This window comes from Micromonospora sp. DT62 (assembly GCF_049847285.1).
In the GTDB taxonomy this organism is placed as follows: domain Bacteria; phylum Actinomycetota; class Actinomycetes; order Mycobacteriales; family Micromonosporaceae; genus Micromonospora; species Micromonospora reichwaldensis.
Genome location: NZ_JBNCOB010000048.1, coordinates 1 through 21,650 on the forward strand (window position 1 = coordinate 1; position 21,650 = coordinate 21,650).

Annotated in this window: 23 protein-coding genes; 8 read left to right on the plus strand and 15 right to left on the minus strand. The window is 74.7% G+C overall.

What is annotated here, in order from left to right; all coding sequences use genetic code 11:
- Positions 1-108: 108 nt before the first annotated feature.
- The 9 genes from ACPXCB_RS31245 to ACPXCB_RS31285 all read right to left on the minus strand — a co-directional run bounded on the left by ACPXCB_RS31245 (position 109) and on the right by ACPXCB_RS31285 (position 9,847).
- Positions 109-339 (minus strand): hypothetical protein, encoded by a 231-nt coding sequence (locus ACPXCB_RS31245; protein ID WP_425879695.1) that lies wholly within the window; start codon positions 337-339, stop codon positions 109-111.
- Between the two features lie 292 nt (positions 340-631).
- Entirely contained in the window at positions 632-1,243 is a 612-nt protein-coding gene (locus ACPXCB_RS31250) for a GTP-binding protein (protein ID WP_132240296.1), read from the minus strand.
- Positions 1,224-1,610, minus strand: coding sequence for a DUF742 domain-containing protein (locus ACPXCB_RS31255; protein ID WP_132240297.1), 387 nt, complete (start codon positions 1,608-1,610; stop codon positions 1,224-1,226). Before ACPXCB_RS31255 ends, ACPXCB_RS31250 begins: the two co-directional genes overlap by 20 nt.
- A gap of 5 nt (positions 1,611-1,615) precedes the next feature.
- A complete protein-coding gene (locus ACPXCB_RS31260) occupies positions 1,616-2,023 on the minus strand; it encodes a roadblock/LC7 domain-containing protein (RefSeq protein ID WP_425879696.1) in 408 nt (135 codons plus the stop codon).
- A 91-nt stretch (positions 2,024-2,114) separates the two neighbouring features.
- Entirely contained in the window at positions 2,115-4,706 is a 2,592-nt protein-coding gene (locus ACPXCB_RS31265) for a nitrate- and nitrite sensing domain-containing protein (RefSeq protein WP_425879698.1), read from the minus strand.
- Positions 4,707-4,860: 154 nt separating this feature from the next.
- A complete protein-coding gene (locus ACPXCB_RS31270) occupies positions 4,861-6,438 on the minus strand; it encodes a prenyltransferase (RefSeq protein WP_425879700.1) in 1,578 nt (525 codons plus the stop codon).
- Positions 6,435-7,358, minus strand: coding sequence for a terpene synthase family protein (locus ACPXCB_RS31275; RefSeq protein ID WP_425879720.1), 924 nt, complete (start codon positions 7,356-7,358; stop codon positions 6,435-6,437). The genes ACPXCB_RS31270 and ACPXCB_RS31275 overlap by 4 nt, the downstream gene beginning before the upstream one ends.
- A gap of 5 nt (positions 7,359-7,363) precedes the next feature.
- Positions 7,364-8,689: a cytochrome P450 gene (locus ACPXCB_RS31280; RefSeq protein WP_425879722.1), complete on the minus strand. Its 1,326-nt coding sequence runs from the start codon at positions 8,687-8,689 to the stop codon at positions 7,364-7,366.
- Between the two features lie 243 nt (positions 8,690-8,932).
- On the minus strand, positions 8,933-9,847 hold the full coding sequence (locus ACPXCB_RS31285; protein ID WP_425879701.1) for a GNAT family N-acetyltransferase: 915 nt from the start codon (positions 9,845-9,847) through the stop codon (positions 8,933-8,935).
- A 79-nt stretch (positions 9,848-9,926) separates the two neighbouring features.
- Between ACPXCB_RS31285 and ACPXCB_RS31290 the strand changes: the two genes are divergently transcribed.
- Positions 9,927-10,175, plus strand: coding sequence for a DUF2630 family protein (locus tag ACPXCB_RS31290; RefSeq protein ID WP_425879703.1), 249 nt, complete (start codon positions 9,927-9,929; stop codon positions 10,173-10,175).
- Between the two features lie 46 nt (positions 10,176-10,221).
- On the opposite strand, the gene ACPXCB_RS31295 is transcribed toward ACPXCB_RS31290, so the two are convergent.
- The 3 genes from ACPXCB_RS31295 to ACPXCB_RS31305 all read right to left on the minus strand — a co-directional run bounded on the left by ACPXCB_RS31295 (position 10,222) and on the right by ACPXCB_RS31305 (position 13,008).
- Positions 10,222-11,163 carry an RIO1 family regulatory kinase/ATPase gene (locus tag ACPXCB_RS31295; RefSeq protein ID WP_425879704.1) on the minus strand — a complete coding sequence of 314 codons (942 nt, stop codon included), beginning with the start codon at positions 11,161-11,163 and terminating at the stop codon, positions 10,222-10,224.
- Positions 11,164-11,437: 274 nt separating this feature from the next.
- Positions 11,438-12,082, minus strand: coding sequence for an HAD family hydrolase (locus ACPXCB_RS31300; protein WP_425879705.1), 645 nt, complete (start codon positions 12,080-12,082; stop codon positions 11,438-11,440).
- Between the two features lie 59 nt (positions 12,083-12,141).
- Positions 12,142-13,008, minus strand: a complete 867-nt coding sequence (locus ACPXCB_RS31305) for a carbon-nitrogen hydrolase family protein (protein ID WP_425879707.1) — start codon at positions 13,006-13,008, stop codon at positions 12,142-12,144.
- 109 nt (positions 13,009-13,117) lie between these two features.
- On the opposite strand from ACPXCB_RS31305, the gene ACPXCB_RS31310 reads away from it, so the two are divergent.
- The 6 genes from ACPXCB_RS31310 to mug all read left to right on the plus strand — a co-directional run bounded on the left by ACPXCB_RS31310 (position 13,118) and on the right by mug (position 17,544).
- On the plus strand, positions 13,118-13,690 hold the full coding sequence (locus ACPXCB_RS31310; RefSeq protein WP_425879708.1) for a TetR/AcrR family transcriptional regulator: 573 nt from the start codon (positions 13,118-13,120) through the stop codon (positions 13,688-13,690).
- A 118-nt stretch (positions 13,691-13,808) separates the two neighbouring features.
- Positions 13,809-14,741, plus strand: coding sequence for a TIGR04222 domain-containing membrane protein (locus ACPXCB_RS31315; protein WP_425879710.1), 933 nt, complete (start codon positions 13,809-13,811; stop codon positions 14,739-14,741).
- Positions 14,738-15,556 (plus strand): DUF692 domain-containing protein, encoded by an 819-nt coding sequence (locus ACPXCB_RS31320; RefSeq protein WP_425879712.1) that lies wholly within the window; start codon positions 14,738-14,740, stop codon positions 15,554-15,556. The genes ACPXCB_RS31315 and ACPXCB_RS31320 overlap by 4 nt, the downstream gene beginning before the upstream one ends.
- On the plus strand, positions 15,553-15,999 hold the full coding sequence (locus ACPXCB_RS31325) for a hypothetical protein (RefSeq protein ID WP_425879715.1): 447 nt from the start codon (positions 15,553-15,555) through the stop codon (positions 15,997-15,999). The genes ACPXCB_RS31320 and ACPXCB_RS31325 overlap by 4 nt, the downstream gene beginning before the upstream one ends.
- Before the next feature lie 82 nt (positions 16,000-16,081).
- Positions 16,082-16,849, plus strand: coding sequence for an SDR family oxidoreductase (locus ACPXCB_RS31330; protein ID WP_425879716.1), 768 nt, complete (start codon positions 16,082-16,084; stop codon positions 16,847-16,849).
- A gap of 125 nt (positions 16,850-16,974) precedes the next feature.
- The gene (gene mug / locus ACPXCB_RS31335) at positions 16,975-17,544 is read left to right on the plus strand and encodes a G/U mismatch-specific DNA glycosylase (RefSeq protein ID WP_425879717.1); all 570 of its coding nucleotides are present in this window, start codon (positions 16,975-16,977) and stop codon (positions 17,542-17,544) included.
- Between the two features lie 90 nt (positions 17,545-17,634).
- On the opposite strand, the gene ACPXCB_RS31340 is transcribed toward mug, so the two are convergent.
- The 3 genes from ACPXCB_RS31340 to ACPXCB_RS31350 all read right to left on the minus strand — a co-directional run bounded on the left by ACPXCB_RS31340 (position 17,635) and on the right by ACPXCB_RS31350 (position 20,772).
- A complete protein-coding gene (locus ACPXCB_RS31340; protein WP_425879724.1) occupies positions 17,635-19,614 on the minus strand; it encodes an ABC transporter ATP-binding protein in 1,980 nt (659 codons plus the stop codon).
- Positions 19,615-19,730: 116 nt separating this feature from the next.
- Positions 19,731-20,498 (minus strand): enoyl-CoA hydratase/isomerase family protein, encoded by a 768-nt coding sequence (locus ACPXCB_RS31345; protein ID WP_425692750.1) that lies wholly within the window; start codon positions 20,496-20,498, stop codon positions 19,731-19,733.
- A 46-nt stretch (positions 20,499-20,544) separates the two neighbouring features.
- A complete protein-coding gene (locus tag ACPXCB_RS31350; RefSeq protein ID WP_007462679.1) occupies positions 20,545-20,772 on the minus strand; it encodes a helix-turn-helix domain-containing protein in 228 nt (75 codons plus the stop codon).
- Positions 20,773-20,982: 210 nt separating this feature from the next.
- On the opposite strand from ACPXCB_RS31350, the gene ACPXCB_RS31355 reads away from it, so the two are divergent.
- Positions 20,983-21,582 (plus strand): cadmium resistance transporter, encoded by a 600-nt coding sequence (locus tag ACPXCB_RS31355; RefSeq protein ID WP_425879718.1) that lies wholly within the window; start codon positions 20,983-20,985, stop codon positions 21,580-21,582.
- Positions 21,583-21,650: the final 68 nt, after the last annotated feature.

The window sequence follows — 21,650 nt, forward strand, 5'->3', positions numbered from 1 at the left end:
AACCCAGCCGAGCGTCTGCGTAATCTACTGACAGCCACCTAAGCCATCAGGTGTTGCGAGGACCCCCAGAAACCGCCGCGTCGACAGGGGCCCTTCCCTTCGCACCGGTCAGACGCGGCCGGTGCCGGCGCCCGCGACGACCAGGGCGGGCACGTCCGCCGCCGGGTCGAGGCTGTACGGGTAGTACGTGCGCGGCTCGACCACCGTGCCGTTCGTCTCCGGCGCGCCCGAGCCGACGTACACGTGGTGGCGCTGCACCGCCCGACCGGGTCCGCTGTCGGCGTAGCCGCTCGCCGACCACAGCGGATGCGGCACGTCGCGGACGTAGTTCCCCTCCACCTGGCCCCGCGACCGACCCGCCACCGCGCGCCCGGCTCAGCCACGCGAGCTGACGACCACGGGTGCGCCGCACCCGTGCACGCCCGGAGATCTTGGTACGGACGTGCCCCTGGAGGGGCCGTTTCTCGCCAAGATCCTGTCTGCGCGTCGAGGGACGCGACGCAGCAGACGCGGGCAGCGGACAGCGGCAGCAGGCAGCGACGCGCGGCAGCCGCAACGGCGGCTACCCGCGCGACGGCGGCTGCGGCACCGTAGCGGCTGCGGCGCGTTGGCGGTGGTGCTGGTGGCCCGGTCAGTCGGTGGCGGCTGCGCGGCGGCGGGCCTCGCGGGTCTTCATGGCGTGCTCCATCAGCGTGATGAGCACCTCCTTGCTGGACTCCCGCTGCCGCGCGTCGCAGAGCAGCACCGGCACCCCCGGGTCGAGGTTGAGCGCCGCCTGCACCTCGTCGAGCCGGTACTGCCGGCTTCCCTCGAAGCAGTTGACCGCCACCACGAACGGTGTGCCCCTGCCCTCGAAGTAGTCGATGGAGGGGAAGCAGTCGGCCAGCCGCCGGGTGTCGGCCAGCACCACCGCGCCGAGCGCGCCGAGCGCCAACTCGTCCCAGACGAACCAGAACCGGTCCTGGCCAGGGGTGCCGAAGAGATAGAGCACCAGGTCGTCGCTGATGGTGATGCGGCCGAAGTCCATCGCCACGGTGGTGGTCGTCTTGCTCTCCACCCCGGAGAGGTCGTCGATGCCGACGCCGGACTCGGTCAACACCTCCTCCGTACGCAGCGGGCGCGTCTCGCTGACCGCACCGACCATGGTGGTCTTGCCCACGCCGAAGCCACCCGCGACGAGGATCTTGATCGCGGTGGGCAGTGGCGTCGCTCCCGCCGGCCGCTCAGAGTGCCCGTAGTCCATTGATTACCGCCTCGAAAACGCTGTTGTCGGGAAGGCCGGCTGTGGTGTGCGGCTCGCGTACCTGTACCAGGCTGCGGGCCGCCAGGTCACCGAGCAGGACCCGGATGGTGCCCACCGGCAGGTCCAGGTGGGCGGCGATCTCGGCGACGGACTGGATCCGCTGGCAGAGCCCGACTATCGCCAGGTGCTCCGGGCCCAGCCCGACCTCCGGGATCACGTCCGCACGGGTCGCCGTCACCAGGGAGATCAGGTCGAACGTGCCGGTGACCGGCCGGGCCCGGCCACGCGTCATCGCGTACGGGCGCACGACCGGGCCGGCATGGTCGTCGACCCACTGGTGCTCCGAGGACTCCCCCTGCACCGTCATCGCGGCTACTTCTCGCCGGTCCGCGAGGGCGACGCCACGTACTTGCCGACGCGGGTGACCAGCATCGCCATCTCGTAGGCGATCAGGCCGACGTCGGCGTCCTCGCTGGCGAGTACGGCCAGGCAGGCGTTGCGCCCGGCCGCTGTGACGAACAGGAACGACGACTGCATCTCGATGATCGTCTGCTGCACCTGCCCGCCGCCGAAGCGCTTGCCCGCGCCCCGGGCCAGGCTCTGGATGCCGGCCGCCATGGCCGCCAGGTGCTCGGCGTCGTCCCGGCCCAGCCCTCGCGAGGCGGCCATCAACAGGCCGTCCGTCGAGAGCGCGACCGCGTGGTCGGCCTGCTTCACCCGGCCGACCAGATCATCCAGCAACCACGTCAGGTCGGCACTCGAAGCCGTCTTCTGCGCCACTCGTCGTCCTCTTCTCCCCCGGCTGTTGTCGCCGTGCTCGTCTCGGCTGACCGCTGGGGTGCGGGGATCCCCCGCACCGCGACGGCACCGGTCAGGTCGCTTGCAGGTCGTCGCCGGCGTCGGGTTCCTCGCCGGCCTCGGTTCGGCTGTCGTCCGCTCCACCGAGCAGCCGGGCGGCGTCGGTACGGCCCCGCCGGGTGCCGGTCTGGTAGGAGCTCATCATTCGGCGTACCTGCTCCGGCGGGCGCGCCGTGTCGTCGTCCCCGTCGTCGTCCCCGCCGGCGGCCGGATCGTCGCGGAGTTCCGGCACGATGCTGGCCTGCCGGACCCGGACCGGCAGGCCCGAGTCGGTACATGCCGTCACCTGGCGGGCCGTCGGCGCCGGGCCTCCGGTCGCCGTGGAGCCGGTGTCCGCCTCCGGCGCGGGGGTCCCCGTCGTGTCGGGCGCCTCCGCCGGCGCGGGCCGGGCGGCAACCGGCAGGCCGGTCGGGAAGGTCGGGCCGTCCAGGGCGTACTGCTCGGAGCCGCCACGGGGGCGCGCGGGCAGCCGCGCGTCGAGGGCCGGGCCCGTCGTCGGCAGGCTCCGGCCGCGTGACCGGGTCGGCAGGACGCCACCGTCGGCGTCCCCCGTGGCGGGGGCGTCGGCGTCCGGCGCCGGACGGGGGCGGGGCGCGAGCGGCTCGGCCAGTGCCACCGGGGCGGTGGCGAGCGGCGGCTCGGCGGCGGGCGGCACCTGGCCGGACGCGCCGGCCACCGGGACGCCGGCGGGCAGGCCGGCCGGGAACCCGCCCGAGGTGCTCGGGTCCTCGTCGTCGGCGGTGACCAGCTCGGCCGGGATCAGCACGACGGCGGTGGTGCCGCCGTACGCGGACTCCTTGAGCTGCACCCGTACGCCGTGCCGCTCGGTCAGCCGGCTGACCACGTAGAGCCCGAGGCGGGAGGCGTTGGCCAGGTTCAGCTCGGACTGGTCGACGATCCGGTGGTTCGCGGCGGCCAGGTCCTCCTCGCTCATGCCCAGGCCGCGGTCCTCGATCTCGATGGCGAAGCCGTTGGCCACCTGCTGCCCGCGCACCTCGACGGAGGTGTGCGGCGGGGAGAACGACAGCCCGTTCTCGATCAGCTCGGCGAGCAGGTGGATGACGTCGCCGACCGCGCGGCCGGTGAGCGAGACCGCGCCGAGGGGCAGCACGTTGACCCGGGTGTAGTCCTCGACCTCGGCGACCGCGCCCCGGACGACGTCGACCATCGGCACGTTGCGCCGCCAGGCGCGGCCCGGGGTGGAGCCGGAGAGCACGATGAGGTTCTCCGCGTTGCGCCGCATCCGGGTGGCCAGGTGGTCGACCCGGAACAGGTCCTCCAGCTCCTCGGCGTCGTGCTCGCGACGCTCCATCGCGTCGAGCAGGGTGAGCTGGCGGTGCACCAGCGCCTGGGTGCGCCGGGCCAGGCTGAGGAAGACCTCGCGTACGTTGCGGCGCAGGTCGGCCTGCTCGACGGCGGTGCGGATGGCGGTCTCCTGCACGGCGTTGAACGCCTTGCCCACCTGGCCGATCTCGTCGTCGCCGAACTCGAGCGGAGGCGCCTCCTTGGCGATGTCGACCTCCTCGCCGTGGCCGAGCCGCTCGACGACGCTGGGCAGCCGCTCGTTGGCCAGCCGGATGGCGGCCTCGCGCAGCCGCTCCAACTGCTGCACCAGGGCCCGCGCGGTGGTGATCGACACGACGATCGAGGCGACGACGGCGAGCAGGCCCAGACCGGCGGCCAGCACCAGCCGCAGGACGACGCCGACGGCGATCGGCACGGCCCGCTCCACGAGCGCGTCACCGGCTTCGATGATGAAGCGCTGCTGCTCGCCGACCACCACGTCGGCCGCCGCGCGCCACTCCGTCGCCGACACGGGTGGCGCGCCGCCCGCCCGTCCCTGCACGACGCGGTCCTCCAGGGACCGGAACGCGGTGTACGCCTCGCCGCCGACGAGTGCCTCGTAACGGGCCCGGTCGCCGCTCGACAGGTCGGTACGGACCTGGCTGTCCAGGTAGCGCTGGGCGCCGGTGGCGCGGGCGAAGGCGGCGGTCTCCTCGGGCGTCATCCGGCCGGCGGCCAGGGCGCCGGTGACGAGGGCGTCCTCCTGCGACATGAGTTCGCGGATCCGGACGAGCTGGATCAGCGCCGCGGTCTCCCGCGTGAACTGCTCGTCGTCCAGGTTGCCCAGCGACCCGTACATCCGCAGCACCGAGTCGATGAGTTCGGTGTACTCGCGGGTGGCGGCGGCGCGGTCCACCTGGCGGTCGCGGATGGACTCGCGTACGGCGGCCAGCCGGTCCAGCCCGCTGACGACCGTGTCGATCTGCCGCTGGCTCTCGTCGGCCGCCAGGTCCACCCGCCAGCTGCTGACGGACTTGCGGAAGTCGTCGGCGACGCCCTCGGTCCGCCGCCACTGCGCGTCGAGCTGCTCCCGCTCGGCCGCGCCCGAACCGCCCAGGTACGCCGCGGACGCCCGGCGTTCCGCCTGCAACTCCAGCACCAGCGGCTCACCCGGCTGGGCGACCTGGGCGTCGAGCACCTGCACCCAGAGGAGACCGACCCCCTCCCGGAGGGTCACCCACGCGGCGAAAGCCCACAGCGCAACGAGTGAGGCCAGCAGAGCCACGACTTTCCGGCGCAGATTGGAGCTGCGGGAACCCATTTAAAACCATCCCTGGCGGGGAGCCTGATTCATCCGATCGGCGGTTTCCGCATGGCGCTTCGACCGACCCGGCGCACGGTAGCAGTGTCCCGACGATCACTCAAGCAGTGCTGATCATGACCGGTGCGTCATCGGGGGCACCGGGTCGTCGGGCTCACCGTCCTGCGTGGCCGCTCAGCCGCGCCAGGTGCCGCGCCGCGAGCACGGCGGCCCGCACGATGAGCACCGGGTGGTAGAGATCCTTGTCATGCCACAGTGGAGCGCCGTCACCGTCCTCGTCGCGATTCTCGTCGAGGTAGGCGAGCGCACGGCGCACGGCGGTGACGAGGCTCGGCCGGGGCGGTCGCCCCGTGCCGAGCAGCACCTGGAGGGCGTACGCGGTCTCCTCCGGCGTGCCCGCCCACAGCCCCCACGAGCCGTCGTCGCGCTGGGTGTCGCGCACCCAGTCGGCCGCCCGGTCCAGCCGGCCGCCGGCGGTGTCGGGCGCGTACTCGGCGAGGCTCGCCGCGACGCTGGCCGTCGCGTAGTACGGCGAGGCGTGCCAGCGGTCCGTCCAGCTGCCGTCGGCGAGCTGACCGTCCAGCAGCCAGCCGGCCACCCGCCGCGCCACGTCGGCGTACGGGCGGCCCGGACGGTGCCGGGCATGCCAGCCCAGCGCCTCCAGGACGTGGGCGTTCGTGGTGACCGACGCGCCGTCCTCGCCCTGCCAGGTGCAGAAGTGCGTGCCCGTGTCGTACGCCAGGAGGCTGTCGGGCGCGACCGGGCGACCGAGCCGGGCCAGCGCGAAGAGGGTGACGGCGGTGGTGTCGGCGTCCGTCGGGAGGCCGGGCGAGGTGGCCGCGCCGGTCGGCCCGAGCGCGGCGGCCAGGCTGCCGGTCAGCTCGGTGGGGACGTCCGCCGCCGCACCGACCCGGGCCAGCCCGCTGAGCACCCAGGCCCGCTCGAACACGGCGATGGGTGTCGTGCACGGCACGGGCCCCCCGCCCCGCGCCACGGCCCCGGTCAGGTACTCCAGCGCGCTCCGGTCCACGCCGGGTCGCGCGGGTTCGCCCAGCCAGGCCGCGGTGGCGGCGGGCGAGGCCCCGACGGCGCCGGACACGGGCCGGGCCGCCAGACCCACCCGCGCCCGCTCGTCCAGCACCTCGAAGGCGTGCCACAGCTTCTCCGGTACGGGCCCGCCCGCGGCGAGGAGCCGCCCCACCGCCTCGACCCGGTGCCGGGTCATGCCGTGCGGCATCGGCAGCGCGGGCACCGGCCGCCCGGGTGCCGCCGCGCCGTCGAGGAGCGCGTCGATGCGGTCGATCAGGGCGGGCACGATCAGGTCGACGCCCGGCATGTCCGGCACGGGCTCGGCGGCGACCAGCAGCCGGTCCCGCAGCACCGCGACGCCCCGGTCCACGGCCGTCGAGAGCCGGTGCGCCTCCCCTGGGCGGGCGCGCCCCGGCGTGCGCAGGGCGCTCAACAGCGCCTCCACCGCGCTCAGGGTCGGCACCAGTCCGTACGCGCCCGGCGCCCCCCACCCGCCGTCGGCGCGCTGGGTGGCCAGCAGGTGACGCAGCCGCTCGGCGTGCCCCGCCAGCCAGGGGGCGTCACTGACCAGCCGACCGGTCTCGTAGACCGAAGGCGAGACCGTGCCGTCGGGGGCGGCCAGCATCGCCGCCACCAGTTCACGGCCGGCGACGGCGAGCGCGGCGTCTCCCGCGTCCCGGACGGCGACCGGGGCCGCCGTCACGACATGCCCCAGAAGTCGGCCAGCTGGTAGAAGCCGCTGCTGAAGCCGACCTGCCGGGCCAGGTAGTCCGCCTCACGCGGGCAGGTCTCCCGGAGCGGTACCAGCATCCGGCGGCAGGTGTCCACCAGCGCGGCGAGCCGCTGCTCCACCTCGGCGCGGTCCTCGACCAGCAGCAGCGCGTTCAGGTCGCCCCAGCGCAGGTCCCGCTCGTAGGTGCCGAGGTCGTTGACGAGGCGCAGGGCGCGCTGCACCTGGTCGCTGACCGCGACCAACTCGTCCAGCCGGGCGAGGGTGGCCTCGTCGCCGGTGTAGAGCCAGTGCGCGACGTTGACGATCGTGCAGGCGTGGTTGTCGGCGTTGTCCAGGTACACGTCGAGGCTCGGCAGGGACGACCGGTCCCCGGGCCGCCACGCCGCCTTCCACTCCCACTCGCGGGCCATCGCCCGCACCGTCGTGTCCACCCGGTCCCGCCACAGCGGACGGTGCGCCGCGAAGGTGTCGGACGCCGCCAGTTCACCCTGGAGCGCGGCCAGGTAGCTGCCGAGGTGGTCGTCGGCGGCGGGCGGCTCGCCGGCGGCCACCGCGAGGCAGCGCGCGACGAGGCCGTCGACCTCGTCGCGGGAGCGCGCCCGGTGGTCGATCAGCCAGTCGAGGGCGAAGCCCCACAGCACGGTCCGGTTCGCGGCGCGCAGTTGCCCGGCCGTGCACCACGGGGCGCCGAAGGCGATGGCCAGCGAGATGTTGGCGAACAGCATGGTGTCGAACGGGTCGGCGGGAAACAGGTCGGGATGCGCCGCGGCCGACGCCTGGAGGTCGCGTTGGCCGCGTACCGCCAGGCCGCAGATGCGGCCCTGCTCCTGCGCGTCCCGCAGTTCGTCGCGCCCGCCCGGCGTCGCGTCGCGCGACCGGTCGGGCGTCACCGCGGTCACGCCGGCCTCCGCTCGTGGACCGGGGTCAGCGCCATGACCACCGGCCGGCCCGGACGCAGGGTCGCCGCCAGCTGCTTGGGCGGCATCCCCGCGTCGCGCAGCCGGAAGCGGTACCGGCTGAGAATCGTCGCCACCACCAGCGGAGCCTCCAGGTTGAACAGGTACATGCCGAGGCACTGGTGCGGGCCGCCGCCGAACGGGAAGTACGCGTACCGGTGCCCCCGCCGCGGCTGGTCGCCACGGAACCGGTCGGGATCGAAGGTGTCCGGGCGGTCCCAGTACCGAGCCAGCCGTTGGGTGACGTAGGAGCTGACGGCGACGATGCTGCCGGCTCTGATCCTGGCGCCGCCGATGACGTCGTCCGCCACCGCCGTACGGGGCACCAGCCACCCGGCGGGGTACATGCGCAGCAGCTCGTCGACCACCGACCGGGTGTAGGTGAGGGCGAGCAGCTGCTCCCGGCTGATCACCCGGTCCGCGCCCACCACCTCGTCCAGCTCGGCGTAGAGCCGGCCGGCCACCTCCGGGTTGGCGTCCAGGATCGGCCACAGCCAGGTCAGTACGGCGTACGTCGTCTCCGTCGCGGTGGCGAACATGGACACCACGTCGTCGCGGACCCGTCGCTCCCCGAGCGGGCGGCCGTCGTCGTCGCGGGCGTTCGCCAGGGCGGCGAGCAGGTCGTCGCCGTCGCGCGGGTGGGTCCGCTCGGCCCGCACCAGGGGCAGCATGATGTCGTCGACGACGCCGATGGCGCGGCGCAGGGCGCGGTCGCCCGGCACCGGTACGGCGTCGGGCACGAAGGGCAGGAGCAGGCGGGCCCGCAGCGCCGTCACGATGGTGTCCTGGGCGGCCACGATCCGCAGCTGGTCGGCGAGGCTCACCCGGTCGGCGAAGAAGACGCTGCTGATCGCCCGGCAGATGACCCGGCCCAGCTCGGCGCCGGCGTCCAGCCACCGGCCGGTGCGGGCCGGCTCGTCGAACTCGTCGACGGCCTCGCTGACGGCCTGGCTCATGGAGTCCACCAGGGAGTCGATGCGCTTGGCGGTGAAGTGCGGCTGCATCCGCCCGCGGCTGGCCTGCCACTCCGGTCCGTCGGACATGATGCCGTCGCCGGTGAGCCGTCGTACCGGCCGCCACAGCATGCTCTGGCCGCCGCGGGTGTAGTTGGCCGCGTTGTCCCGCAGCACGTGCTGCACGTGGGCGGGTTCGGTGACCAGGTAGGGGCGGATCGTCCCGAGGTTGAGCCGCAGGACCTCGCCCGGGGCGGCGTCCGCCATCGCGACGAGCTGGCCCAGCGGGTCACGCAGCAGGCCCGGCAGCATCCTCCACAGTGGCGCGGACCGCGCCCGGCGACCTCGTGAGTCGCCGGCACCCCGCTCGGCAATGGCATCCCGCACCCGTGGCTCCTCCCGTCGGTCACGCTCCGTTGTGACGGACCGTCATGCGAACGGCTGCCTTGCGTCACGATCCGGGAAGCATGCCATCACCCGTCGAGACTCCGCTAGCCGTCGAATGAGAATTTTGCTCATGGGAATGCTCGTCCATGAAGGATTTCGTGTCGGGCGTCACTTCGGAAGGGTGCGCAGGTGGCGCCACTCGGCGGCCACCGGCCGGTACCCGAACCACGCGTTGACCGCCCGCATCGCGTCGTTGCCGGCGTCGTTGATCGTGGACGCCCACCGGAAGCCCGCCGACCGGGCCGCCCGCAGCGACGCGTGCTTGACCGACCGGGCGAGGCCCCGGCCCCGCCACCCGCTGCGGGTGCCCGTCATCCCCGACAGGTAGCGGTCCCGGCCGTCGGTCAGCGCGAGGCTGAACGCCACCACCACGCCGTCGGCCGTCGCCACCATGCTCAGCGCCCGGTCCAGGTCCGGCCGGTCCCAGTACGCGGCCCGCCAGTCGGAGAAGCCGGTCTCGTCCCTCCCGACATCGCCCGGCTCGTCCGCGGCGGCGGCCAGGTCCGCCTCGTACAGCGGACGCGGGTCGACGAGGTCCGCGGCCGTGCCCAGCCGCACCCCGGCCGGCGGGTCGGGCGCGGCCGGCAGCGCCGCCGCCAGGTCCAGGCCCAGGATCACGCTGCGCCGGCCGGCCCGGTAGCCGCGCCGCTCGGCAAAGGCGAGCGGCGCCGGCTCGTCGACGACCCGCGCGTACGCCCGGCGCACCCCCAGCCCGGCGAGTCGCTCCTCGGCGGCGGCGAGCAGCGCCGACCCGACGCCCTGCCCCCGTCCCTCGGGGCGCACGACCAAATTGACGAAGCCGAGCCCCGCCTCGGCGCTCTCGTACAGCAGCCCCGTCCGGGCGACGCCGGCGATCCCGTCGCCCGCCTCGGCGACGAGCATCCCGAAGCGTTCGGCCGGTTTGCCGGTCGCCTGCCAGGCGAGCAGCTCCGGCGTGACCACCAGGTGGGGCCGGACGGCGCGGAGCAGGCCGGCGACCGGCGCCAGGTCGGAGGGGCCGGCGGCCCGGACGGTGGGGACCATGGCTGGGCAACCTACCGCAGCGGCGGGGGCGGGCGGCGGAACCCGGGCGCGCCCGCGCGGCCTGTGCCAGGCTCAGGGCATGGACGACAAGACCATCCTCAACCGGATCTCGGACCTGGTCGACGAGGAGCACCGGTTGCGCGCCGACGCGCAGGCCGGCGAGTCGGGCACGGACGACGACGCCCGCACCCGGCTGCGCGAGTTGGAGGAGTCCCTCGACCAGTGCTGGGACCTGCTGCGTCGGCGACGCGCCGCCCGGCAGACCCACGGTGACCCGGACGCCCAGGGGACGCGCCCCAAGCCGGCGGTCGAGCGCTACCTCCAGTGACCCGGGTCCCGGGTGGCCGGTGCCTGACCACCCGGGACGTCGTGGGTCAGCGGATCCCCGCCTCCCGCAGCAGCAGCGCACTCAGCGCGGCCGGGTCGGCGTCCGCCGCGGGCAGGCCCCGGGCCACGAACCAGGTGGCGACCACCCGCACGTCGCGGGCCAGGAACTCCGGCCCCTGCGGGTTGGCCACCACGTCGACCACCTGCGGCAGGTCGATGAGCACCAGCCGCCCCGCGTGCACCAGCAGGTTGTACGGCGACAGGTCGCCGTGCGTGAGGCCGGCGCGGGCGAGCACCACGAGGGCGTCGACGAGCTGCCCCCACAGCTCGCGCAGCTCCCCCGCCTCCGGCCGCAGCTGGGCCAGCCGGGGCGCGGCCAGCCCCTCCTCCTGGTCGCCGAGGAACTCCAGCATCAGCTCCGTGCCGCGCAGCTGCACCGGGTAGGGGACGGTGATCGTGCCGTGGCGGGCGCCGACCTCCCAGAGCCGGGCCAGCGCGGCGAACTCGGCCGCCGCCCACTGCCCGGCGATCATCTGCCGCCCGAAGGCGGTACGGCCGGCCATCGCCCGGTTCTCCCTGGACCGGCGGACCCGGCGGCCCTCCAGGTAACCGGCGTCGCGGTGGAAGAGGCGGTGCTGGGGGTCCCGGTACCGCTTGGCCGCCAGCAGGCACGACCGGTCGGTGCCGGGCACCGCCCGGCGGACCAGGTGGACGTCCGCCTCCTTGCCGGTCTTCAGCATCCCGAGTTCGGTGTCCTTGGCGGCCAGTTCGGTGACCAGCCACTCGGGGTGGGGCTGCGGGCCGTGCACGGCGTCGTCCCAGGACGACCAGCGCTCCCCTGTGTCGGGGTCGGGCTCGGCGTCGGGGTCGGGGTTGGCGAGGGCGGGCTCGGCGGCCCGGCCACGCTTCAGGAAGAGCTGTTCGTCGTCGTCGAAGCGGCGCTTGCCGCGGGTACGGCGCTCGCGCGCCGGAAGGTCGTGATCGCGCACTGCGGTGGTGATCCCTTGCTCGAGGCTGATGGGGGCAGGTGGTAGTGACCTGCGAAGACGGCCATGACCGACCCCCTCTCCTCGACCGGGCGCGGACCCGGTTGCACGATGCGCCGACCATGCTCGCGGTCCAACGCCGCCCCGGTCAACCGAATTACGCCAGCCCCGGCCCGACGCCCGCTCAGGCCCGGCCCCGCCCAGGCCCGGCGCCCCGCCTGGCGGCAGGCGCGGCCAGCCACCGCGCCGGCGCACCGGGCGGCGGGTGGCGCGTCGGTCAGGCGGCGAGCACCGTCGCAACGGCGGCGATCAGCCCGTCCGCCGTGCGGGTGGGGGCGAACCGGTCGTCGACCCAGCTCCGCCCCCGGTGCAGCCAGACGCTGGGCAGGCCCACGGCGGCGGCACCCCCGATGTCCGCCTCCGGGCCGTCGCCGACCACCCAGGCGCCGCGCAGGGGCAGCCGTACCCGCCGGGCGGCCAGCGCGAAGATCCTCGGGTTCGGCTTGCTGACGCCGACCTCCTCGGAGATGACCCAGTCGGCGACGAAGCGGTCCAGCCCGGTACGCCGGATCATGGCCTCCTGCTGGCGTACCCCGCCGTTGCTGACCACCACGGGCGTCCAGCCGGCCTCGTCGGCGATCCGCAGCGCGCAGGCGACCAGCGGATCGAGCCGGATGTTGGCCACCACGCCGTCGTGCAGCTCCTCGACGAGGTCGATGGACGGGATCCGCAGCCCGTACCGGTCACGTACGGCGTCGGCCACGTCCCACCGGTCGGTCAGCCCGTCGGCGTCGATGGACAGCAGCCAGTCGATGTCGGCCGGCGGCGCGCCGACACCGGCCAGGAAACGCTCCCCCCAGGCGCGGAACGGACCGGCCCGGTCGAGCAGCGTGTTGTCCAGGTCCAGCAGGAGCAGCGGCACTCGGGCACCCTACGGGAGCACGACCGCCCGGCGACAGTGCAAGCTCCTCCCGGTGCCCGTCAGGCCGGCAGCGCCGATCGGGTGCCGCCCTGGTGGGGCAGGCGGTCGAGCAGCATGCAGTGGGCCGTCCGGGTCGCGGCGAGGGCCTCCGGGGCGAGCGCGACGACCAGCACGGCCTCGCCGGTGTCCGCGCCCCGGGCCAGCGGCCGGCCCTCCGGGTCGTAGACCGCCGCGCCACCGTTGAACCGCCACGGGTCGGCGCCGCCGACGAGGTTGGCGAACACCACGTACATCGTGTTGTCCAGCGCACGGGCGGCGTAGTAGAGGTCGCGGCGGTGCTCGGAGCCGGCCAGGTAGCCGCTCGGGCAGAGGTAGCCGTGCGCCCCGTCGGCCGCCGCGGCCCGGCCGTGCTCGGGGAAGCAGCCGTCGTAGCAGATGCCGAGCCCGAGCCGCCAGTCGTCGACGAGCAGGGTGGCACCCCGGTCCCCGGCGACGAACAGCTCCCGCTCGCCGCTCCACAGCTGCTGCTTGTCGTAGCCGACGCGGACCTCGCCGCAGCGGTCGACCAGCAGGGCGGAGATCGTCCGCCGGCCGTCCGGGTGCCGGACGGCGGCGCCGACCACCACGGCGGCGCCGCCGTCGCGGGCCGCCTCGCGCAGCGGGTCCAGGCGCGGGTCGGCCACCCCGGCCGCCGCGTCGGCCGCGACGTCGGTGCCGGCCGGATCGGCCGCGAGCGTCGGCAGGTGGTACGCGGGCAGGAAGAGCTCGGGCAGCACGGTCACCCGGGCGCCCCGCTCCGTGGCGCGGCGGACCAGCCGGGCGGCGCTCGCCGCGTTGCCGGCCACGTCGCCGGGGACGGGCTCGGCCTGCACGGCCGCGACGGTCAGCGGTGCGGCGGGGACCGCGACGGCGGTGGGAAGTGGCATCACGGGCCGATCCTAGACCGGCGCGCCGACCTGCGATGATCATGTGCGCGGCCAAACCAAGCCGTACGTACGGTTTGCATGGCGGGGGGTGAGCTGTCACGATCGACCCGTGCCCAGAGTAAGTCAGGACCAGCTCGACGCGCGCCGGCAGGAGATCCTCGCCGCCGCGCGGGCCTGTTTCGCCCGGCACGGCTACGAGGGCGCCACCGTCCGCAGGCTGGAGGAGGCCACCCGGCTGTCCCGGGGCGCGATCTTCCACCACTTCCGCGACAAGGACTCGCTCTTCCTGGCGGTGGCCGAGGACGACGCCGCGGCCATGGTGGAGACGGTGGCCCGCAACGGCCTGGTCCAGGTCATGCGGGACCTCCTGGCCGGCGCGGTCTCCCCCGACACCACCGGCTGGCTGGGCAGCCAACTCGAGGTGTCCCGGCGGCTCCGGACCGACCCGGCCTTCGCCAGGCGGTGGGCGGAACGGGCGGCGGCGATCGCCGAGGCGACCCGCGACCGGCTGGCCCGGCAGCGCGAGGCGGGCGTGCTCCGCGACGACGTGCCGATCGACGTGCTGGCCCAGTTCCTCGAACTCGCCTACGACGGCCTGGTGCTGCACCTGGCGATGGGCCGTCCCGCCGGCGACCTCGGCCCGGTGCTCGACCTGGTCGAGGAGGCCGTCCGCCGCCGCTGACCGGCCACCCTCGCGCCGCTGCGTATCGGTCCGGTAACTCGGTCCACGCGGTGGGTGCCCCCTGGCGGGCCTGCTCCACAATTGGGTCGCGATCCCCCTCGCCCGACAGGAGCAGCACATGACCGTCCTCGCCGCACCTGGTGACACCTGGGGCATCTCCGGTCCCGCCTTCCTCGGGGTCTATCTCCTCGCAGCCGTCGTGATCATCGTCGGCACGGTCGTCTACCGGCTCTCGGTCCTCGCCGGGCCACAGGTGGGCAACGTGGGTCAGCTCGGCCCGCAGCAGGTCGCCTACCTCAACGGCGGGCAGCAGCTGGCGATCTGGACCTCGCTCGGCGGGCTGCGCAGCAGCGGGGCGATCGGCGTACGCCCGGACCGGCGGCTCACCACCGGCGGTGCGCTGCCGGCCGGGATCACGCCGCTGGACCAGGCCATCCACTTCGCGGCCGGCCGGAACGCCACCACCCGGGAACTGGCCCGCGACGAGTGGGTGGTCCGGGCGCTCGACCAGCTCAGGACGAGTCTGGAGCAGCGCGGGCTCGCGCTCGCGCCGGCCCGCCGGGCCGCGCTGCGCCGGGGCGCGTTCCTGCTCACCGCCCTGCTGCTGGTCGGCGTGTTGCGCATCTTCGCCGGCCTGGGCAACGACCGTCCCGTGGGTTGGCTCGTGCTCAGCCTGCTCCCGCTGATCGTCGTGGCCGTCCTCCTGTACCGGGTGCCGTGGCGCACCCGCGCCGCCACCCAGGCCCTGCGCGGCCTACGGCGTCAGCACACCTACCTCGCGCCCACCTCGGCCCCCGCCTACGCCACCTACGGCGCGGCGGGCGCCGCGATGGGGGTCGCGCTGTTCGGCACCGCGTCGCTCTACGCGATGGACCCCGGCTTCGCCAGCCAGGCCGAGATCCAGCGCCAGGCGATCAGCGGCTCCGGTGCCTCCTCGACCGGCGGCGGATGCGGCGGCGGCAGCTCGTGCAGCGGGGGCAGCTCGTGCAGCGGGGGCAGCTCATGCGGCGGGGGCAGCTCGTGCGGCGGCGGCGGGGGTTGCGGCGGATGACCGGCCCCGCCGGCGTCGGCATCGGCTGGCGGCCGGAGATCGCCGGGTTCGTCGCCGACCTGCCCGGGCTGCGCTTCGTCGAGGTGGTCGCGGAGAGCGTAGCCGCGACCGGGCCACCGCCCGCCGGGCTGGCCGCGCTGCGCGAACGCGGCGTGACGGTCGTACCGCACGGCGTGCGCCTCTCCCTCGGCGGCGCGGAACCGGTCGACCCGGCGCGCGTCGCCCACCTGGGCGCGGTGGCGGAGCTGGTCGGGGCGCCGCTGGTCAGCGAGCACATCGCCTTCGTCCGGGCCGGCGGCGTCGAGGCCGGTCACCTGCTGCCGCTGCCCCGCAGCCGGGAGGCGGTCGACGCGGTCTGCGCCAACGTCGCCCGCGCGCAGGCCGCGCTGCCCGTGCCGCTCGCGCTGGAACCGATCGCGGCCCTGTTCGACTGGCCCGACGACGAGCTGGACGAGGCCGACTTCCTCACCGAGATCCTGGACCGCACCGGCGCGTTCCTGCTGCTGGACGTCGCCAACGTGTACGCCAACGCCCGCAACCGCGGCGCCGACCCGCTCGCGCTGCTCGACCGGCTGCCGCTGGAGCGGGTCTCCTACGTGCACGTGGCGGGCGGCGCCGAGCACGGCGGCTACTACCACGACACGCACACCGATCCGGTGCCCCCGGCGGTGCTCGACCTGATCCGCGAGCTGTGTGCCCGCCGCCGGCCGCCGGCGTTCCTGCTGGAACGCGACGGGCACTACCCGCCCGCCGCGGTGCTCCGCGCCGAGTTGGACGCCCTCGCCGCCGTGTCCGGCTTCCCGGTGGTGACGTGAGCGGCGACCTGGCCGAGCGGCAGGCGGCGCTGGTGGCGGCGCTGGTCGCCGGCGGCCCGGTGCCGGCGGGCTTCGACCCGGCGGCGCTCGCCGCCGCCGGGACCGCGCTGCTGCGCAAGCGCGCCGGGGAGGTGGCCCGGCACTGGCCGCTGCTCGCCGCCGGTCTCGGTCCCCGGTGGCCGGAGACCTTCGCCCGCTGGGCGGCGGGGCGGCCGACCGGGGGCTCACTGCGCGACGGCTGGGACCTGGCCCGCGACCTGCGCGACCGGGGCGCGCTGCCGCCGCTCGGCGCGGAGGAGCTGGCCGCGCGCGAGGCCGCCCACCGCTACGACGGGCACACCCCGCCGCGCCCGCGTCGGCTGCCGGCGTGGGGGCGCGCCGACGGGTCCGTCGCGGTCCAGTTCGCCGGTCGGGTACGCCTGCTGCGTCCCGCCCGCAGCTGAACCGCCCGCCGCTGAACGCCCGCCGTGCGCCGGCCCGAGGGCCCCGCTGGCGGATCCGGCCTGGTGCGGCAGGATCGACGGCATGGATCTCGGACTGACCGATCGGGTGTACGTACTCACCGGCGCCTCCCGAGGGCTGGGCTTCGCCACCGCGCAGTGTCTCGTCGCCGACGGCGCCCGGGTGGTGCTCTCCGCCCGCGACGCCGACGCGGTGGCCGCCGCCGCGCACCGCCTCGGCGGGCCAGAGCGGGCGGTCGGGCTGACCGCCGACCTGGCCGACGCGCAGACGCCGGAGCGCCTCGTGGCGGCGGCCCGGGAGCACTTCGGACGGCTCGACGGGGCGCTGGTCTCGGTCGGCGGGCCGCCGCCGGGCAGCGCCGCCTCGGTCACCGACGAGCAGTGGCGCCATTCCTTCGAGACGGTCTTCCTCGGCACCGTCCGGATGGTCCGCACCGTCGCCGAGAACCTGGCCGGAGGCGGGGGCGGGGCGGTCGGGCTGGTCCTGTCGACCTCGGCGCGCGGGCCGGTGCCCGGCCTGGGCATCTCCAACGGCCTGCGGCCCGGCCTGGTGGGCATGGCCAAGGACGTCGCCGACGAGTACGGGCCCCGGGGCGTGCGGGTGGTCGGCCTGCTGCCCGGGCGGATCATGACCGACCGCAACGTGGAGCTCTTCGCCGCCACCGGCGACCCCGACCGGGCCCGCGCGGAGGCCGAGGCGGCCATCCCGCTGCGCCGCATCGGCGCGCCGGACGAGTTCGGCCGGGTGGCCGCGTTCGTGCTCTCCCCCGCCGCGAGCTACCTGACCGGGGTCACCGTGCCGGTCGACGGCGGCGTGCTGCGGAGCCTGTGATGGCCGCGCCCGCCGACGGATCGTCCGCCGGTCCGCCCGCCGACGGATCGCCTGCCGGTCCCTCCGCCGACGGATCGCCCGCCGACGGATTGTCCGCCGGATCGCCTCTGCGGCGACGGACGCGGGTGGCGCGGGCGGCCGGGCGCTATCCGCGGCCCACGCGGGAGGAACTCGCCGCGGCGGCGGAACGCACCATCCCCGACGTCATCGCCCCCGGCCTGGACGTGCTCTTCGTGGGCATCAATCCGGGCCTGTGGTCGGCCGCGACCGGGTGGCACTTCGCCCGGCCGGGCAACCGGTTCTGGCCCGCGCTGCACCGGGGCGGGTTCACGCCCCGGCTGCTGCACCCCAGCGAGCAGGACGAGCTGCCGGGGTACGGGCTGGGCATCAGCAACATGGTCGCGCGGGCCAGCGCCCGTGCCGACGAACTGACCCCGGCCGAGCTGGTCGAGGGCGCGGAGATCCTCACCGGCAAGGTCGAGCGGCACCGCCCCCGGTGGGTGGCCGTGGTCGGGGTGACCGCGTACCGGATCGGGTTCGCCCGGCCGAAGGCCGCCTTCGGGCCGCAGCCGCAGCGGCTGGCCGGCGCCCGACTCTGGGTGCTGCCCAACCCCAGCGGCCTGAACGCGCACTTCACGCCGGAGACGCTCGGCGCCGCGTTCGGGGAGTTGCGGGCGGCGGTCGCGACCGGCTGAGACGCCGGTCGGCCACGCGTCAGTTGGCTGGGGCAGCGTCAGTTGGCCGCCGCCGGCGGCAGCGTCAGTTGGCCGCCGCCGGCGGCAGCGTCAGTTGGCCGCCGCTGGCGGCAGCGCCTCGTCGGCGAGGTAGGGCCGCAGCGGCGGCACGGCCACCGGCTCGGGCCCGGTCGCGTCGACGTACGGGGTGGGCGAGTCGGCGATCGCGAACTGGGTGCGGTAGAGCTCGGCGTAGAGCCCGCCCACGGCCACCAGCTCCTCGTGCCGCCCCCGCTCGACGATCCGCCCGTCGTCGAGCACCAGGATCTGGTCGGCGTCGCGGACGGTCGACAGCCGGTGCGCGATCACCAGCGCGGTACGCCCGGTCAGCGCCACCGACAGCGCCCGCTGCACGGCGGCCTCGCTCTCCGAGTCGAGGTGCGCCGTCGCCTCGTCGAGGATCACGATCGACGGGGCCTTGAGCAGCAGCCGGGCGATGGCGATGCGCTGCTTCTCGCCGCCGGAGAAGCGGTAGCCGCGCTCGCCGACGAGGGTCTCCAGCCCTTCCGGCAGCGACCGGACCAGGTCGGCGACCTGCGCCCCGGCCAGGGCCGCCCAGATCTCGTCGTCGGTGGCGTCCGGCTTGGCGTAGCGCAGGTTCTCGGAGATGGTCTCGTGGAACAGGTGCGAATCCTGGGTGACCACGCCGATCTCGTCGCGCAGCGAGGCGAGGGTGGCGTCGCGGACGTCGACCCCGCCGACCAGCACCTGCCCGTCGGTGACGTCGTAGATGCGGGAGATCAGCATGGACAGCGTCGACTTGCCGGCGCCGGAGGGGCCGACCAGCGCCACCATCTGCCCCGGCTCGACCGCGAACGAGACGCCCTTGAGCACGGGCTCGTTGATCGTACGGTCGAGGGCGGCGACCTCCTCCAGGCTGGCGAGCGAGATCTCGGCGGCGCTGGGGTAGCGGAACCGGACGTCGCGGAACTCGACCCGGCCGCTGGCCCGGGGCACCGGCACCGCGCCGGGCCTCTCCTCGATCGTCGGCTTCAGGTCGAGCACCTCGAAGACCCGGTCGAAGGAGACCAGCGCGCTCATCACGTCGACCCGGACGTTGGACAGCGCGGTCAGCGGGCCGTAGAGGCGGGTGAGCAGCAGGGCGAGGGTCACCACGGTGCCGGCGCTGACGTTGCCGGTGACCGCCAGCCAGCCGCCGAGCCCGTAGGTGAGCGCCTGGGCCAGCGAGGCGACCAGCAGCATCGCCACGAAGAAGGTCCGCGAGTACATCGCGGACTGGATGCCGATGTCGCGGACCCGCTCGGCCCGCCCGGCGAACCGGCGCGCCTCCACCTCGGGCTGGCCGAAGAGCTTGACGAGCAACGCGCCCGAGACGCCGAACCGCTCGGTCATCGTCGCGTTCATCTTCGCGTCGAGGTTGTAGGACTCGCGGGTGATCTCGGCGAGCCGCTTGCCGACCCGGCGGGCCGGAATGATGAAGACCGGCAGCATCACCAGGGAGAGCGCGGTGATCTGCCAGGAGAGGGTGAACATCACCGCGGCGGTGAGCACGAGCTGGATGACGTTGCTGACCACCCCGGACAGCGTCGAGGTGAACGCCCGCTGCGCGCCGAGCACGTCGTTGTTGAGCCGGCTGACCAGCGCACCGGTCTGGGTGCGGGTGAAGAACTGCAGCGGCATCCGCTGGACGTGGTCGTAGACCCGGGTGCGCAGGTCGAGGATGATGCCCTCGCCGATGCGGGCCGAGTACCACCGCTGGGCGAGAGAGAGCAGCGCGTCGAACACCGCCAGCCCGGCGATGACGAGGGCCAGCCGGACCACCGCGCGGCCGGCGTCGGCGCCGCCCCGGGTGATCGTGTCGATGACGTCGCCGGCGAGCACCGGGGTGGCGACGCCGATGACGGCGGCCAGCACCACCGTGACCAGGAAGACGACGATGTCACGGCGGTAGGGCCCGGCGAAGGCCACGATCCTGCCGGCCACCCCGCGCTTGAGTCGGTGGGTGGAGATCTCGTCGCGGTTGCGCATCGACCGGAGCATGCTCCAACCGGTCATGCCGCCGCCCGACATCGAGTGGGACACGTTCACCTCCGGGTCGTCGGGCTGACCGCACCGTCAGGTCAATTCTCCCGACGACTCTGACAACCTCGACCGTAACCCTGATCTTCCCGAACGGTCCTTACGACTTACTCTCCCCGTCCGGCGAGGTCACGCAGCCGGCGGGTCTGCGCCTCCCGCTCGGCCCGCTGCTGGTCGGCGGCGGACCGGCCGGTCGCGCCGGCCAGCAGGGCCTTGATCTCCACCACCGCGTTGCGGTCGTTGGCCAGCAGCCCGGCGGTCAGATCACGCACCGCGGCGTCCAGCTCGGCGTTCGGCACCACGAGGGTGGCCAGGCCGATCCGGTCCGCCTCGGCGGCGTCCATCCGCCGGCCGGTCGCGCAGATCTCCAGGGCACGGCTGTAGCCGACCAGGTCGACCAGGCGGCCGGTGCCGGCGAGATCCGGGACCAGGCCGAGCGTCACCTCGGCCATGGAGAGCTTCGCGTCCTCGGCGAGCACGCGCAGGTCGCAGGCGAGCGCCAGCTGGAAGCCGGCACCGATCGCGTGCCCCTGCACGGCGGCGACGGAGACGACGTCGGGACGGTGCAGCCAGGTGAAGCCGCCCTGGTATTCCGCGATCCGGTCGGCGCACTCCTGCTCAGGCAGGGTGGCCAGCTCGGCGAACGACCCCGGGCCGGAGGCACCGGCCACCGACAGGTCGAGGCCGGCGGAGAACGCCCGCCCCTCGCCGCGTACGACCACGACCCGGACGTCGCCGGGGAGGTCCCGCGAGAAGTCGCTCATCGCGCGCCACATCGCCGGGGTCTGCGCGTTGAGCACGTCGGGCCGGCACAACGTGACCGTCGCGACCGGCCCGTCGCATTCCAGCCGGACCCCGGTCGCCTCGGCGGTCACCGAGCGACCCGGGGAGCGGCGCTGATGGACGACGCTGGTGGGCGGGTCACGCCTTCTTGCGGCGTCGGGCGCCGCCACGCTGCCGCAGCTGAACCCCGGACTCGGTGAGCACCCGGTGGATGAACCCGTAGGAACGGCCAGTCGAGGCCGCGAGCGCGCGGATGCTCTCACCCGAGGTGTACCGCTTTACCAGGTCCTTGGCGAGCGTCTGACGCTCGGCTCCGACGATCCGGCGACCCTTCTCAGTGCTGGTGGCTGTGCCAGTGGCTGCCATGCTGTGTCCTCACGTCCCAGACTGTGCGGTTCGGATACGGTCCCACCTATTAGACCGCCTCGAACGATCATGCGCCAGATATCAACTCTTCGCCAACCGACACGCTATGCAATGTCAGCTTCCCGATAGCGTGATGCTCCCGACGCCGCCCGGGGCCCGCCCGCCCCTCGGCGCCAGGCGTGACGGGTGACCGCGCCGTACCCTGCTGGCGTGATCGACCTGTTGGGCACCGCGGCCGGCGCCGCCGTGGTGTTCACCGCCACCAACATCGACGACATCGTCGTCCTGACCCTGTTCTTCGTCGCCGCCCGCACCACCGGCCGGCCCCGCACCTGGCAGATCGTCGCCGGGCAGTACCTGGGCATCGGCGCGCTCGCGCTGGCCAGCACGGTGGTCGCGGCCGGGCTGCTCGTGGTGCCCGAGCCGTGGACCGGGCTGCTCGGCCTGCTGCCGGTCGCCCTCGGCGTCCGCGCGCTGCTGCGTGACGACGCCGACGACGCCCCGGCGGTGGTCGGCTCGACGCTCGGCGTGGCCGGGGTGACGATCGCCAACGGCGCCGACAACATCGCCGTCTACGTGCCGGTGTTCCGGGCGCTCGGCCCGGCCGACGGCGCGGTCTTCCTGCTGGTCTTCGTGGTGCTCATCGCGCTGTGGTGCGCCGCCGGGGCGTGGCTGGGCGGGCACCCCCGGGTGACGCGGCTCGTCGGGCGCGCGGGCCACTGGCTCGTCCCGGCGGTCTTCATCGCCATCGGCGTGGTCATCCTGGCCACCTCGGGAGTCCTGCCCCACCTGCTCGGCCTCCTGCGCTGACTGTGAGGCTGGCCGGGTCGGTCCGTACGTGATGGGCTGATGGCTGGCGGCAGTGGATGTGACCCTTG